This window comes from Algoriphagus sp. NF (assembly GCF_028823735.1).
GTDB lineage: Bacteria > Bacteroidota > Bacteroidia > Cytophagales > Cyclobacteriaceae > Algoriphagus > Algoriphagus marincola.
Map to the genome: position 1 here is coordinate 26,484 of NZ_JAPEIB010000034.1, position 14,979 is coordinate 41,462.

Sequence of the window (14,979 nt, forward strand, 5' to 3'; positions counted from 1 at the left end):
GTAAATATAATAATAAATACGTTTTTAAAGTTCTTTTTCAAAACAAAAATAATGCTCTGGAAAATCAATTTCACTTGGCTTTGTTTCGAAAAGACCAAAAACACTGGAACCGGAACCGGACATAGCTGCGTAGTAGGCACCAGCTTGATACAGTTGGCTTTTGATGGCAGCTATTTCAGGGTGATTTCTAAAAATACTTTGTTCAAAATCATTGACCAATTCTTCTTTCCATCTACTTCGGTCTGCTAATACTTCCTCTATTTTCACTTTGGGAGTAGCAGGATTGACTCCTGAGTAAGCCTCTTTGGTGCCGATGTGGATTCCCGGATTGATTAAGACTAGATAGCTTCCTGTAAGAGATACCTCTGCGGGACTGAGGATTTCACCCCGACCACGGGCGATTTTTGGTGTATTCTCGATAAAAAAAGGACAATCGCTTCCAAGCTGTGCGGCATATTCTTCTAGAAAGTAGTCATCGAGATGGAGGTCAAAAAGATTATTCATCAATTTCAAAGCAAAAGCCCCGTCAGCCGAACCCCCTCCAAGACCAGCACCCATTGGTATATTTTTATGAAGGTGGATTTTGAGATTGGGGAGTCCTTGAAAGTCCTTTCGAAGAAGCTTCTCAGCCTTTAGAATCAAATTGTCTTTGGCCTCACCTGGGATTTGGATTCCGGTGCTTTCCCAGCCGCCTTTTTTATCCAAGATGATTTCTAAGGCATCCAGAAGTGGGATTGGAACCATGCAAGTTTCGATTTCGTGGTATCCATCCTTTCTTTTTCCTAGGATATGCAGTCCGAGGTTAATTTTTGCATTAGGGAAAGTGATCATGTCGAGAGCTTTCCGCAAATTAAGTGGATTTTGGACTGAAAAGTTTACAATTCGATCTTTGAATATTTTTAAGTTAATCTTGGAAAGATTAGGAAAAATAAGGTGATTGATCCCTTCGGTTGATAAAAATGGAATCTTTTTCACTTTTTATTAAAAAAAAGTCAATTCAGTATAAAATTCTGTTTTTTGAAAAAAAATATATTTCAAATAGAATAATAAGCATAAAAAGTTCTTATATAAGAATAAAATTTTATAAAAATTCATAATACGATAATTTATATTCTGCGTTAAAGATTTTTAAGCGAATTAAATATTGTTAGTCTCCTTCATGAAACTTAAATTTGACAAAATTTCGAATTCACAGCAGCTCAACCCAAAAATCTATGAATCGAGTGGTCTTTTTGCTTAGCATTATTATTCTCCTAGGATACTAAGGTGAGGCACTAGACTATATCAAAATAAAAAATCTGTAAGTGCCTCATTACATGAAGGCACTTTTTTTATATCCCTATGAAAAACCTTAAAAAATATAGTTGGGAAATCTCTGATAATCCCGAGCATCCGGCAGGCAAAGCAATGCTGTATGCCACTGGTCTATCTGATAAGAAGTTAATGCAGCCTTTTGTAGGAATTGCAAGCTGTGGCTATGAAAGCAATCCCTGCAACATGCACCTCAATGACTTTGCTGCCGAGATCAAATCAACTACTCAAGAGCATGATTTGACCGGTTTGGTTTTCAATACCATTGGGATTTCGGATGGTACTTCCATGGGGACGCTGGGAATGCGTTATTCCTTGGTTTCCAGAGAGATCATTGCAGATTCGATTGAGTCATTCATTTTAGGTCACTCCTTTGATGCCTGTGTGGCAGTAGCAGGATGTGATAAAAATATGCCCGGGGCGATCATGGGAATGCTTCGCATCAACCGCCCATCGATTATGGTTTATGGTGGGACAATTGCCTCGGGCAATTATAAAGGTGAGAAACTGAACATCGTATCTGCATTTGAGGCATTTGGGAAAAAGATTCAAGGAACCATCTCAGAACAAGACTATGATGGAGTGATCCGAAATGCCTGCCCCGGTGCAGGTGCCTGTGGAGGGATGTATACCGCCAACACCATGTCATCCGCTGCAGAAGCTATGGGAATGTCTCTTCCTTATTCTGCTTCTTATCCTGCCAACTCCCCTGAGAAACTCCGAGAGTGTAGAGAGGTCAGCAAATACATCAAAATCCTACTTGAAAAAGACATTAAGCCCAAAGATATCGTCACTCGAAAAAGCATTGAAAATGCTGTAAGGGTTATCGTAGCGCTAGGAGGCAGTACCAATGCAGTGATGCATATCCTGGCGATTGCGCGTACGGCTGGAGTAGACTTTACACTTGAAGACTTTAAAGCTGTAAATGATATCACCCCATTGTTAGGTGACTTCAAACCTTCCGGAAAATTCCTGATGGAAGATTTGCATGAACAAGGTGGGCTTCCAGCTTTCATGAAATTCATGCTAGATCAAGGAATGCTCCATGGAGATTGTATGACCGTCACCGGGAAGACTTTAGCCGAAAATCTGGAAAATATCGACCCTATCATACCATCCTTGGTCAATTGTATTCGGCCAATCGATCAGCCCATTAAGAAAACAGGTCATCTATGCATTCTTAAAGGAAATCTTGCTCCTGAAGGGGCAGTTTCGAAGATCACTGGAAAGGAAGGGGTTTCATTCACAGGTCCAGCCAAAGTTTTCGATTCTGAATTGGAGGCCAATAATGCCATACGGGATCACAAGGTGCAGGCTGGAGATGTAGTGGTAGTTCGAAATGTCGGTCCAAAAGGAGCTCCTGGAATGCCAGAGATGCTTAAGCCAACCTCCATGATTATTGGAGCAGGCTTGGGCTCAGATGTAGCTCTAATTACTGACGGAAGATTTTCTGGCGGAACGCATGGCTTTGTAGTGGGACACGTTACCCCTGAGGCTTGGTGCGGAGGTCCCATTGGACTCTTGAAAGACGGAGATGTCATCACAATCGATGCCAATAATTTTGAGCTTTCAGTTCAAGTCAGTGAAGAGGAGTTTGCGGAGCGCAAAAAATCCTGGTCACCCAAGAAAATTGAGGGTTTGCAGGGTACCCTGAAAAAATATAATCAACTCGTGGCAACTGCATCAGAAGGCTGCGTAACCGATAAATTCTAAAGTCTATGAAGGAAGAATCCATGATTCGTGGGGCAGACATAGTTGTGCAGTCCCTAATCGCAGAGCAAGCAGAAATTATCTTTGGGTATCCTGGAGGCGCAATCATGCCTGTATACGATGCCCTGTACGATTATCATGAGCAGATCAAGCACGTCTTGACTCGTCATGAACAGGGAGCTATTCACGCAGCACAAGGCTATGCCCGGGTTTCTGGAAAAGTAGGAGTCTGCTTGGCTACTTCAGGCCCCGGAGCGACTAATTTGATCACGGGGCTGGCTGATGCGCAGATCGACAGCACACCCTTGGTTTGTATTACTGGGCAAGTTGCCGCACATCTTTTGGGTACAGATGCCTTTCAGGAGACAGATGTGGTCGGTATTTCCATGCCGGGGACGAAATGGAATATTCAGGTGAGAAGAGTGGAGGATATTGCACCTGCGATTGCAAAAGGATTTTATATAGCTCGGTCTGGACGTCCTGGTCCGGTATTGATTGATATTACAAAAAATGCTCAAGTAGACTTCGGGCAGATGAATTACACTCCTTGCTTGGGCTTCAGGTCTTACAAAGTTCATCAGCCAATAGACCCAAATGCAATTCAGAAAGCTGCAGAATTGATCAAACAGGCTAAGCGGCCCTATTTGCTTTTTGGACAGGGCGTGGTTTTGGGAAAAGCTGAGACAGAGTTAAAGTTTTTCTTGGATAAGACAGGTATTCCTGCTGCATCTACCCTTTTGGGATCAGGGGCACTTTCTGAGGATCATCCAAATTACGTGGGCAAGCTGGGTATGCACGGAAATTATGCTCCCAACCTCCTGACCAATCAATGTGATGTTCTCATTGCGGTCGGGATGCGATTTGACGATCGGGTAACCGGAGACCTGAAGCGCTATGCCAAACAGGCAAAAGTCATTCATCTGGAATTGGACGCCGCTGAGATTAATAAAAACGTCAAAGTGGAAGTAGGAGTATTAGGAGATTGTAAGGAAAGTCTTTCCATGCTAACCGAAGCAGTAGAGCAAGGGTCCCATCCGGAATGGCTGGGGAAGTTTCGTGAGTTGGAGCAGATGGAAAAGGAAGCTGTGATGCAGCATGATATCACACCGACCAAAGTGGGCCTTACCATGGGTGAGGTAATCAGTCAAATCAATCGCTACAAGGCAGATGATGCTGTTTTGGTAACCGATGTGGGACAGCACCAAATGATTGCTTGGCGCTATTTTCACTATAAGAAGACACGGACCCAGATTACTTCAGGAGGTTTAGGGACTATGGGTTTTGCACTTCCAGCGGCTTTAGGAGCACAGCTTCATGACTATTCCAGACAGGTAATCTGTGTGGTTGGTGATGGAGGTATTCAGATGACCATTCAGGAGTTGGGTGCTATCATGCAGACCAAGGCACCCGTCAAAATTGTCCTGCTCAATAATAATTACCTAGGAATGGTCCGGCAGTGGCAGCAGATGTTTTTTGACAAGCGCTACTCATTCACTGAATTGGACAATCCGGATTTCATCAAACTGGCAGAAGCCTACGGCATTAAAGCTCAAAAGGTAACCGAAAGAAATACACTCACGGAATCTATTGAAGATATGTTGATTCATGACGGCCCCTATTTCTTGGAAGTTGTGGTGGAGAAAGAAGATAATGTATTCCCGATGATCGCTACCGGATGCTCGGTAGAAGAAGTCCGACTTTCTTAAAAGAATCCCCCTATGAAACGCTATACTATTTTCGTCATTACGGAGAATTTCATCGGAATTCTCAATCGGATCACTATCATCTTCACTCGAAGAGGGATCAATATCGATGCCTTGACTGCTTCTGAAAGCAGTGTGGATGGGATTCATCGGATTACGATTGAAGTGACTACCTCCGAAGAAATGGTAGTTCATCTCGTCAATCAAATCGAGAAAATCATCGATGTCATCAAGGCATTTTATCATGAAGATTCCGGCGTGGTCTATCAGGAGATTGCACTTTACAAGATCCCTGTTGCTCGCTTGGATGGAAGCTTAGAGAAAATCATTCGACAGCATCATGCAAAAATCATTTCGGCAGAGCAGGAATTCGTCGTGCTGGAAGTAGCTGGACATAAAGAACAAACCCAGGAGTTGCTGGAAATTCTGAAGGGCTATGGCCTCCTCGAATTTGCAAGATCGGGTAGAGTTGCTGTCGCGAAACGAATGCGAACAATTGATCAGTATTTATCATAAAACATTAAAAATCAATCTATTAAACCTAATTTTAGAATCATGAAATTAAAATTCGGCAATGTTGAAGAAAATGTGGTGACCCGCGAGGAATTCCCACTGGAGAAAGCCAGAGAAGTACTCAAGGATGAGGTGATCGCAGTCATTGGCTATGGTGTCCAAGGCCCAGGACAGGCTTTGAACCTTAAAGACAATGGATTCAACGTCATCGTAGGTCAGCGTAAAAATTCCAAAACTTGGGATAAAGCCGTGTCGGACGGATGGGTTCCTGGTGAGACGCTTTTTGAGATCGAAGAAGCCTGTGAAAAAGGTACGATCATTCAGTTTTTGCTGTCAGATGCAGGACAAATTGCCCTTTGGCCAACAGTTAAAAAACACCTGACTCCTGGAAAGGCATTATACTTCTCGCATGGATTTGGTGTGACTTATAAGGATAAAACAGGGATCATACCTCCTGCAGATGTAGACGTGATTTTGGTTGCTCCAAAAGGATCCGGAACGTCTTTGAGAAGGATGTTTGTAGAAGGTCGTGGATTGAACTCTTCCTATGCAATATTCCAAGATGCAACTGGCAAGGCTAAGGATCGTGTCGTAGCCTTAGGTATTGGGGTAGGATCAGGCTACCTTTTCGAAACAGATTTTTACCGTGAAGTAACTTCTGACCTCACGGGTGAAAGAGGAACTTTGATGGGAGCGATTCAAGGGATTTTCGCAGCCCAATATGAAGTCTTGAGAGCAAATGGTCATACTCCTTCCGAAGCTTTCAATGAGACAGTAGAGGAGTTGACACAGTCTTTGATGCCTTTGGTAGCAGAAAATGGAATGGACTGGATGTATGCCAACTGCTCCACCACGGCTCAACGAGGTGCATTGGATTGGTGGAAGCCTTTCCGGGATGCTACCAAGCCTGTTTTTGAGGCATTGTATGATTCTGTCAAAACAGGTAAAGAAGCTCAAAAATCCATCGACTCTAATTCGAAGTCAGATTATAGAGAAAAGTTGGAGGCTGAATTGAAAGAATTGCGCGAGTCTGAAATGTGGCAGGCCGGTGCGGTCGTCCGACAGTTGAGACCAGAAAATAATTAAACCCCAAATTTAAACCCAAAGATCATGAGTGAGAAGCTGTGGATATTTGATACAACCCTGCGAGACGGGGAGCAAGTGCCAGGGTGTCAGCTGAATACCCAGGAGAAAATTATCGTGGCAAAGGCCCTAGAAGAACTAGGAGTTGATATAATTGAGGCAGGATTTCCCATCTCTAGCCCAGGTGATTTCAATTCTGTACAGGAGATTTCGAAAGCTGTTTCCAATCCGATCATTTGTGCCCTCTCACGTGCTGTAGAAAAGGATATCGAAGTAGCTGCAGCGGCACTCAAGTATGCCAAAAAAGGCCGAATTCACACGGGTATTGGGGTTTCTCCCTATCATATTCAGTACAAGCTCCGCTCCACTCCGGAGGAGATCATCCGCCGTGGAGTGGCAGCTGTGAAATTTGCCAAGCAGTTTGTGGAGGATGTGGAGTTTTACGCAGAAGATGCCGGGCGTTCGGAGCCTGATTTTCTTTGTAAAATCATAGAAGAGGTCATCAAAGCCGGAGCCACTGTGGTGAATATTCCGGATACCACTGGATATTGTTTGCCAGAGCAGTATGGGGGTTTCATTGCAAATCTCAAAAATCGGGTACCCAATATCGACAAGGCTATCATAGCCACCCATTGTCACAATGATTTGGGAATGGCTACGGCCAATACTGTGGCCGGTGTCCAAAATGGTGCTCGGCAGGTCGAAGTGACGATCAACGGAATTGGCGAGCGTGCTGGAAATACTTCCATGGAAGAGGTGGTCATGGCTATCAAATGTCATCAGTCCATTCCTGTTCACACGGATATCGTGACCCAGAAAATCTACCAAACCAGCCGATTGGTATCCAAACTGATGAATATGCCTGTTCAGCCGAATAAGGCGATTGTGGGTAGAAATGCCTTTGCTCACTCTTCAGGGATTCATCAGGACGGTGTCTTGAAGCACCGTGAAAACTACGAAATCATCGATCCAAAAGAGGTCGGGGTGGAAGAGTCTTCGATTGTCTTGACTGCCAGATCCGGAAGAGCTGCCTTGAAGCATCATCTAGATGCATTGGGAGTAGAACTGGAAGGAGAAGAGCTTCGCAAAGTGTACGAAGAGTTTTTGCTATTGGCAGATTCCAAACGTGACATTGGAAGAAAGGACTTACTCGAGCTTGTTGGAAAGTATATGGATGAATCCAATTTCATCGAATTGGAAGAGGTAACTTATTCCTCCAATGGTGAGATCAATGCTCAAGTAAAAGTGAAAATCGGTAATGAATCCCATGAAGCTTCAGCAAGCGGAGTTGGTCCTGTAGATGCTGTATTGACTGCTATCGAGAAGGTAGTTCAGCCACAGGTTGATTTGGAAGAATTCCTGATTCAAGCCATGACCCATGGCTCCAATGACGTGGCAAAAGTTCACATGCGGGTCATCAAATCCGACAAGCCTTACTACGGCTTTGCTTCAAACCAGGACATTGTATTGGCATCTGCTCAAGCGTTTGTGGATGCATTAAACAAAATACCAGTCAAAGAATACGTGACTGCCTAATTATGGAAAAGACAACATTATTTGATAAAATCTGGGATTCCCATGTGGTCAAATCGGTGCCAGCCGGGCCAGATGTATTCTTCATTGATAAGCATTTTATCCATGAAGTGACCTCCCCTGTAGCTTTCTTGAATTTGGAAAAAAGAGGGATCGGGGTAAAATATCCGCATCGGACGATTGCCACCCCCGATCATAATGTCCCGACAATAGATCAGGATCAGACGATCAAGGATAAGCTTTCTCGCATGCAGGTGGAGAAGCTTCGCCAGAATTGTGCAAAATATGGCATTGAGCTTCATGATTTGGGATCTGCTCATCATGGAATTGTCCATGTAATCGGACCGGAACTGGGAGTTACTCAACCCGGGATGACTATCGTTTGTGGAGACTCACATACTTCCACGCATGGGGCCTTTGGGGCGATTGCCTTTGGTATCGGTACTTCAGAAGTGGAAATGGTACTTGCTACCCAGTGCATCATGCAGTCCAAGCCCAAGAAAATGCGAATCTCTGTAGAAGGAGAACTTGGAAAAGGAGTGACCTCCAAAGACATTATCCTCTATATCATTTCTAAAATCTCTGCAGCTGGGGCCACCGGTTACTTTGTGGAATATGCTGGTTCGGCGATCCGAAACCTATCCATGGAAGCCCGGATGACCATTTGCAACATGTCCATCGAAATGGGTGCTCGAGGAGGTTTGATTGCTCCGGATGAGACCACTTTTGCTTTTCTGAAAGGGAAACAATACGCCCCTAAAGGAGAAGATTGGGACAAGGCTGTCGCTCATTGGAAAACACTCAAAACGGATGAAGGAGCGGTTTTTGACAAGGAACTGACCTTTGATGCAGCAGATATTGAGCCGATGATCACCTACGGAACCAATCCGGGAATGGGGATCAAGGTCAAAGACTCTATTCCGACTACAGATGGGATGGAAGGCTCCAATAAAAAGTCCTACCTCAAATCTCTGGATTACATGGGCTTCCAGCCGGGTGAACCAGTCAAAGGAAAGCAAGTCGATTATGTATTTGTCGGATCCTGTACCAATGGACGAATCGAAGATATCCGCGCAGTAGCACAATTCGTCAAGGGCAAGAAAAAAGCGGATAATATCACCGCTTGGATTGTTCCGGGCTCCAGAGAAGTGGAAAAGCTCGCTCATGAAGAAGGTTTGGTGAAAATCTTGGAAGAAGCTGGTTTCGAACTTCGTCAGCCGGGATGCTCTGCCTGCCTAGCCATGAACGATGATAAGATTCCTGCCGGAAAATATGCGGTTTCTACATCTAATCGAAACTTCGAAGGTCGTCAAGGGCCAGGTGCGCGAACGATGCTAGCCTCTCCGTTGACCGTAGCGGCTGTAGCGGTTACTGGCCGAATTACTGATCCCCGGGAAGTATTTACAAATTGAAAATACGAGGTTGGAAAAACGAAATACGGGATTGAGCTAAGGTTTTACCTAAAGCCTGAGCTAACCTTTCCACCTTCCAACTTTATCACCTTTGAACTATCAAAAAATGGCTTACGATAAATTCACCATACTCCGCGATACGGCAGTTCCCTTGCCGACCGAAAACGTGGATACCGACCAAATCATCCCTGCTCGCTTTTTGAAAGCAACTGAACGAGAGGGGTTTGGAGACAATCTTTTCCGCGACTGGCGATATGATGTGGAGGGAAATCCCAAAAAGGATTTTGTACTCAATGATCCTACCTATTCAGGTAAAATTCTGGTTGCTGGTAAAAACTTCGGCTCCGGTTCCAGCCGGGAGCATGCCGTTTGGGCACTATATGACTATGGCTTTCGCTGTGTGGTTTCCAGCTTTTTCGCAGATATCTTCAAAAATAACTGTCTGAATATTGGAGTCCTCCCGGTTACAATTTCGCCCGAATTTGCTGATAAACTATTCAATGCGATTGAGGCAGATCCCAAGACCGAGATCGAAGTCAGCCTGCCTGAGCAAAAAATCACGTTGCTTTCCACAGGAGAATCTGAGTCCTTCGACATCAATGAATACAAGAAAGCCAACATGCAGAATGGCTTTGATGATATCGATTACTTGCTAAATATGTCTTCCGAAATCGAAGCATTCGAAGCTTCAAGATAATTGTACCTATGAAGGCAAATCGACGAATAGAGATCATGGATACCACGCTGAGGGATGGCGAACAGACCTCAGGGGTTTCCTTTTTGCCTTCGGAAAAACTCCAAATAGCCAAGTTGCTGTTGGAAGAACTCAAAGTAGATCGGATTGAAGTCGCTTCTGCCAGAGTTTCTGAAGGTGAGTTGGAAGGAGTGCAAAAAATCACTCAATGGGCTGGTCAAAAAGGATATCTCCATCAGGTGGAAGTTTTGGGCTTTGTAGATACACCGGTTTCAGTAGATTGGATCGAGGAGGCTGGCGCCAAAGTGCTGAATTTACTCACGAAAGGATCACTCAATCATTTGGTTCATCAGCTGAAAAAGACTCCTGAGCAGCATTTTTCAGAAATCGAAGATTGTATTAACTATGCCCAGGAGAAGGGGATTGCTGTCAATGTATACCTCGAGGACTGGTCAAATGGGATGCGGAATTCCCAGGAATACACCTTAGATCTGATCGATTTTCTTGATCATCAGCCGGTGAAGCGAATCATGCTTCCTGATACCTTGGGATTGCTTTCTCCGGAAGAGGTCAAAGATTACTTTCAGCTGATCGTTTCCCGCTTTCCCAAGGCTCATTTTGACTTTCATGCACACAACGATTACGATCTTTCTGTGGCCAATGTCATGGAGGCGATTCTTCATGGTGCAGCGGGAATTCACACGACGGTCAATGGATTAGGGGAAAGAGCAGGAAATGCACCTTTGGAGTCTGTAGTGGCTGTTATCAAGGATTTTACTGAATTAGAAATCGGTATTCAGGAGCAGAAGATTTTCCGTGTCTCGAAACTAGTGGAGCAGTTTTCTGGGCAGCATATTCCTGCAAATAAGCCTGTCGTGGGTGAAAATGTCTTCACCCAAACCGCGGGAATCCACGCAGACGGAGATAATAAAAAGAACCTCTATTTTAACGATTTGATGCCAGAGCGATTTGGCAGGCAACGGAAATATGCCTTGGGTAAAACTTCCGGGAAGGCTAATATTCTGAAGAATCTGGAGGAGCTGGGTATCTCTTTAGAGAAAGATGAACTCACCAAAGTAACTCAGCGAATTATTGAACTCGGCGACAAAAAGGAGCGAGTGACCACGGAGGATTTGCCTTATATCATTTCGGATGTCCTACAAAACAACTCCATTTCCAAGCACATCAGTATCGAGGGCTATCACATGACTCATTCGAAGGGATTAAAGCCCACGGTGCAACTTCGGATGAATGTCCACGGGAAGTTTTATGATGAAAGTGCCACAGGAGATGGGCAGTATGACTCATTCATGAAGGCACTCAAAAAAATCTATAAATCTCTTGGTCGTGAACTTCCAAGATTGATCGACTACCATGTTTCTATTCCTCCGGGAGGAAAGACCGACGCCTTTGTGGAGACGGTAGTCACCTGGGATTATGGAAAAATATTTAAGACCAAGGGACTTGACCCTGACCAAACCGTAGCGGCGATGATGGCTACTGAAAAAATGCTCAACATCATCGAAAACATGAATTACCAACCCAATAAAGAAGAATCCACTTATTATGGAAATGAATATCGCGCTGTTGCCGGGTGACGGCATCGGACCTGAGGTGATTGCTCAGGCTGTCAAAGTTGTGAAGGCTGTTGGCCAAAAATTTGGACATCAAATCACCTTCAAGGAAGGTCTGGTAGGCGCCTGCGCTATCGATGCGACAGGAGACCCATATCCAGATGCCACACATGAGATTTGCGCAGCATCAGATGCCGTACTTTTCGGAGCCATCGGCGATCCGAAATATGACAATGACCCAAAAGCAAAGGTTCGTCCAGAGCAAGGCTTGCTTCGAATGAGACAGAAATTAGGGCTTTTTGCCAATGTACGACCGACCTTTACTTTTCCTTCCTTGGTTCATAAGTCTCCATTGAAATTGGAGCGGGTGGACGGAGTGGATTTTGTTTTCTTCAGAGAATTGACTGGTGGGGTTTACTTCGGTGAGCCTAGAGGTCGCAATGAGCAGGGCACCAAGGCTTTCGATACCAATGTATATAGCAAAGAAGAGATTGTACGCTTGGCCAGAATGGGTTTTGAAGCTGCACAAAAACGGAGAAAATTGCTGACCTGTGTGGACAAAGCCAATGTCATGGCCACTTCCAGATTGTGGAGGGAAACCGTGCAAGAATTGGCAGCTGAGTATCCTGATGTGAAAGTGGAATATGAATTTGTAGATGCGGTGGCAATGCGCCTGATTCAGTGGCCCAAAGCCTATGATGTCTTGATTACAGAAAACTTATTTGGAGATATTTTGACTGACGAAGCTTCGGTGATTTCCGGTTCTATGGGCTTGATGCCATCGGCTTCTTTGGGATCCAAGGTGAAATTGTTTGAACCGATTCACGGTTCCTATCCTCAGGCTGCCGGAAAAGACATCGCTAATCCATTGGCTACAGTCTTGTCTGCTGCGATGATGTTTGAGTATGCCTTTGATATGAAAGCTGAGGCAGATGCCATATCTGATGTGGTCAATCTTTCCTTGGCTGAAGGCTATGTGACCGAGGATATTGCTGACGGAGGGACTGCCTACAAAACCTCCCAAGTGGGCGACTGGCTGGCAGCGAAGATTTTGGGGTAATTCCAATTCTTGCAATAGTGTAGCTGTTCGAAATTTGCTGTCTCGAGTCTCATTGAAAACCACCTCCGAAACGGGGTGGTTTTATCACTTCCAAAGCCCCTTTCTTTTCGATCGAGCTTCCCGTTGTAGGCGGATAAATAGCTTCTCATATTTCACATTGGGAGGGAAGGTGGCTACTGTCGCATAGCCTTCCCGGACGAGTAGGGCATTGAAGAAAGTGCCGTCCTCCAGATAGACATAGGCTAAAGTGCGCTGATAGCGGTCTTTGCGTTGGGCGTCATATTCCAGTCGGACCCTTTTTCCATCTAGCATCCGCTTGGCAAAGGCAGAGCTTTCGGCACCGAAATATTCTTTTTTTACCCGACCTGTATTCCTAGCCTCAGGGCTATCCACTCCGATGAGCCTGATTTTCTCTTCCTCTCCCCGGGCATTGATTAGCCAAAAAGTATCTCCGTCAACTACCTTGCTCACCCGTAGTAGACCGGTTTTTTGCTGGGCGTTTAACTCATTTGAAAAGAATAAACCTATAAAAAGTAGGAGGTAGAGAAGGTGAAATTTTCGTCGGTTTTCTTGCATGCTGAAAATTACTAATCTGGGTTTTTGAATAAAAATTTTCCCTGGAATTGGTCATTAAATGTCATACAATCAAGCCAAACTAAAGATGAGTGTCGATAGATGAAATAAGGTTTGTATTGATAGTTGTCATCTGGATAGTGTTGTTTTCTTCAAATGAATCAATCGAGAGTAATAAGTCCAATCAAAAGATTTAGAGATGTGATAAATTAGATTTTCTCTATGTTTGAGAAAGAATAAGAAATCTTCAGATCCAACCTAAAGGCATTTGATTTTGAAACTCATACAGCTCATAAAGAGAGAATATAGAAAGTCAAGGCAAAAGAGATGGAATGCTCTTTTCGACAAGAAAATTAATAAGAAAGCAAAACTTGCCTTGGATTCACTGGCTAAGCAGGGTAAAGGACTTTCCGATGACCTGGTGAGACAATGTGATGAGTACTCCCAAGATGTTCTAGGATCGAAATCCTTTTCTCCCTGGCTTCAGGTTTACACTTCTTTTCGCGGGGAATTTCTAGAAGGGTGGATTCCTGATAATTACATGGGTAGGATCATTCCCCGGATGGTGAATGGTGACCTCAGGAGTATTTCGCTTTATAAAACCTTATCCAAACGCATCATAGAAACAGACTTAATTCCTGACTTAGCCTATTTTGTCAATGGAACTTGGGTTTTGCTTTCTGGAGAACAGGTCTCTTTAGAAGAAATTAAGGCAGCCTGCTTCAAAGATTATCCCTATATTTTTATCAAGCAAGATCTCTCTTTTCAGGGACAGGGAGTTATTAAATTAACGTCGAAAGAGTTTGATGCTTTTGATTTTAAGACCTTTGGAAATTCGGTAATCCAAGCACCCATTATCCAGCATTCCTTTTTGCAGGAATTGAGTCCAAGTGCTGTTGCCACCATTCGCATTACGACGCTTAAGCGCAATGCAAATCCTGCCCGGAATATACTATCTGGTCTGAGAGTAGGGCAAAAAGGGGTAGATGTCATCGATAGTAAAGACTCCATTCGAGTTCCTATTAATTTGGAGAATGGTGAGTTTATTGGAGTGGGGATCACTTCAGGTTGGGAAAGCTATTCCTCACATCCCGAAAGTGGACTTCCTTTTTCAGACAGTGCGGTTCCATACTACAGGAAAATGGTTGAATGCTGCGAAAAACTACACGATAAAATTCCACACCTTCAATTGATCGCCTGGGATGTTGCGGTAACTGATACCGGAGAAATCAAAATTATGGAGTGGAATACAGATTATCCCGGAATTATCTATTCAGAAGCAAGTACAGGGCCTCATTTCAAGGGCTTAGGCTGGGAAAATCTCTGGAAAAAGATGTGATGCTGTATTTGCCTCACCTAGATGACAGCTCTCCTATAGGGGGCTTTTAGGTTTTGAAAAAGTTTCCTGATAAAATATTCTTAATCAGCTTTTAGAATAAAATTCATGTTTGATAGTCCCGAATATCCCCAATCACTTTCTGAAGACCTCTTCGAGCAATGGCTTGAAATCGGCCGGGAAAAGCCGATTCCGTATGCCTATTTACTAGTAATTTGGGATGAAATCGAAAATACCTATGTGCCAATATATGTAGAGGAGCGATCACAGATACATTCCTATTCACGATATGGGACCTCGCCTGAAAGGCAATTGCTGGTAGCTGCTTATGACCTGTTTTCAGAGTCGAGAGTTTTATGATCAGTTGACTTTTTCTATGATTATCCGCCTTTCTGCCGATATGAAATCGAGCCTGCCTTCCGCCTTTAGGTTTGCAATGGAGAATTATTTGGGAAAATCAGAGCTAATATCTTTCCG

General features: G+C 44.1%; 13 protein-coding genes. 11 read left to right on the plus strand and 2 right to left on the minus strand.

Annotated elements, in window-relative coordinates:
- Positions 1-24: 24 nt before the first annotated feature.
- Positions 25-831: a 4-(cytidine 5'-diphospho)-2-C-methyl-D-erythritol kinase gene (gene ispE, locus OU792_RS14660; RefSeq protein ID WP_134201605.1), complete on the minus strand. Its 807-nt coding sequence runs from the start codon at positions 829-831 to the stop codon at positions 25-27.
- A gap of 510 nt (positions 832-1,341) precedes the next feature.
- Here ispE and ilvD point away from each other — a divergent pair.
- From ilvD to leuB, 9 genes are all read left to right on the plus strand, one after another.
- On the plus strand, positions 1,342-3,024 hold the full coding sequence (gene ilvD, locus OU792_RS14665) for a dihydroxy-acid dehydratase (protein WP_134201461.1): 1,683 nt from the start codon (positions 1,342-1,344) through the stop codon (positions 3,022-3,024).
- Positions 3,025-3,044: 20 nt separating this feature from the next.
- Complete coding sequence (ilvB, locus tag OU792_RS14670) at positions 3,045-4,727, plus strand: biosynthetic-type acetolactate synthase large subunit (protein ID WP_134201606.1); 1,683 nt, start codon at positions 3,045-3,047, stop codon at positions 4,725-4,727.
- Positions 4,728-4,739: 12 nt separating this feature from the next.
- Entirely contained in the window at positions 4,740-5,240 is a 501-nt protein-coding gene (gene ilvN / locus OU792_RS14675; RefSeq protein WP_026947999.1) for an acetolactate synthase small subunit, read from the plus strand.
- 39 nt (positions 5,241-5,279) lie between these two features.
- Complete coding sequence (gene ilvC / locus OU792_RS14680) at positions 5,280-6,323, plus strand: ketol-acid reductoisomerase (RefSeq protein ID WP_274670565.1); 1,044 nt, start codon at positions 5,280-5,282, stop codon at positions 6,321-6,323.
- 24 nt (positions 6,324-6,347) lie between these two features.
- On the plus strand, positions 6,348-7,856 hold the full coding sequence (locus tag OU792_RS14685; protein ID WP_134201462.1) for a 2-isopropylmalate synthase: 1,509 nt from the start codon (positions 6,348-6,350) through the stop codon (positions 7,854-7,856).
- Positions 7,857-7,858: 2 nt separating this feature from the next.
- Positions 7,859-9,265: a 3-isopropylmalate dehydratase large subunit gene (gene leuC, locus OU792_RS14690; protein WP_134201463.1), complete on the plus strand. Its 1,407-nt coding sequence runs from the start codon at positions 7,859-7,861 to the stop codon at positions 9,263-9,265.
- A gap of 106 nt (positions 9,266-9,371) precedes the next feature.
- Entirely contained in the window at positions 9,372-9,962 is a 591-nt protein-coding gene (gene leuD / locus OU792_RS14695) for a 3-isopropylmalate dehydratase small subunit (protein ID WP_026948003.1), read from the plus strand.
- Between the two features lie 8 nt (positions 9,963-9,970).
- Entirely contained in the window at positions 9,971-11,557 is a 1,587-nt protein-coding gene (locus OU792_RS14700; RefSeq protein ID WP_274670566.1) for an alpha-isopropylmalate synthase regulatory domain-containing protein, read from the plus strand.
- Positions 11,526-12,593, plus strand: a complete 1,068-nt coding sequence (leuB, locus tag OU792_RS14705) for a 3-isopropylmalate dehydrogenase (protein WP_026948005.1) — start codon at positions 11,526-11,528, stop codon at positions 12,591-12,593. Before OU792_RS14700 ends, leuB begins: the two co-directional genes overlap by 32 nt.
- An 84-nt stretch (positions 12,594-12,677) precedes the next feature.
- Here the strand turns inward: leuB and OU792_RS14710 are convergent, their stop codons facing one another.
- Positions 12,678-13,169: a thermonuclease family protein gene (locus tag OU792_RS14710; protein WP_274670567.1), complete on the minus strand. Its 492-nt coding sequence runs from the start codon at positions 13,167-13,169 to the stop codon at positions 12,678-12,680.
- Positions 13,170-13,542: 373 nt separating this feature from the next.
- On the opposite strand from OU792_RS14710, the gene OU792_RS14715 reads away from it, so the two are divergent.
- Together OU792_RS14715 and OU792_RS14720 are read left to right on the plus strand one after the other, a co-directional pair.
- Complete coding sequence (locus OU792_RS14715) at positions 13,543-14,505, plus strand: sugar-transfer associated ATP-grasp domain-containing protein (RefSeq protein ID WP_274670568.1); 963 nt, start codon at positions 13,543-13,545, stop codon at positions 14,503-14,505.
- 105 nt (positions 14,506-14,610) lie between these two features.
- Positions 14,611-14,862: a hypothetical protein gene (locus OU792_RS14720; RefSeq protein WP_026948008.1), complete on the plus strand. Its 252-nt coding sequence runs from the start codon at positions 14,611-14,613 to the stop codon at positions 14,860-14,862.
- The last annotated feature ends 117 nt before the right edge of the window (positions 14,863-14,979 follow it).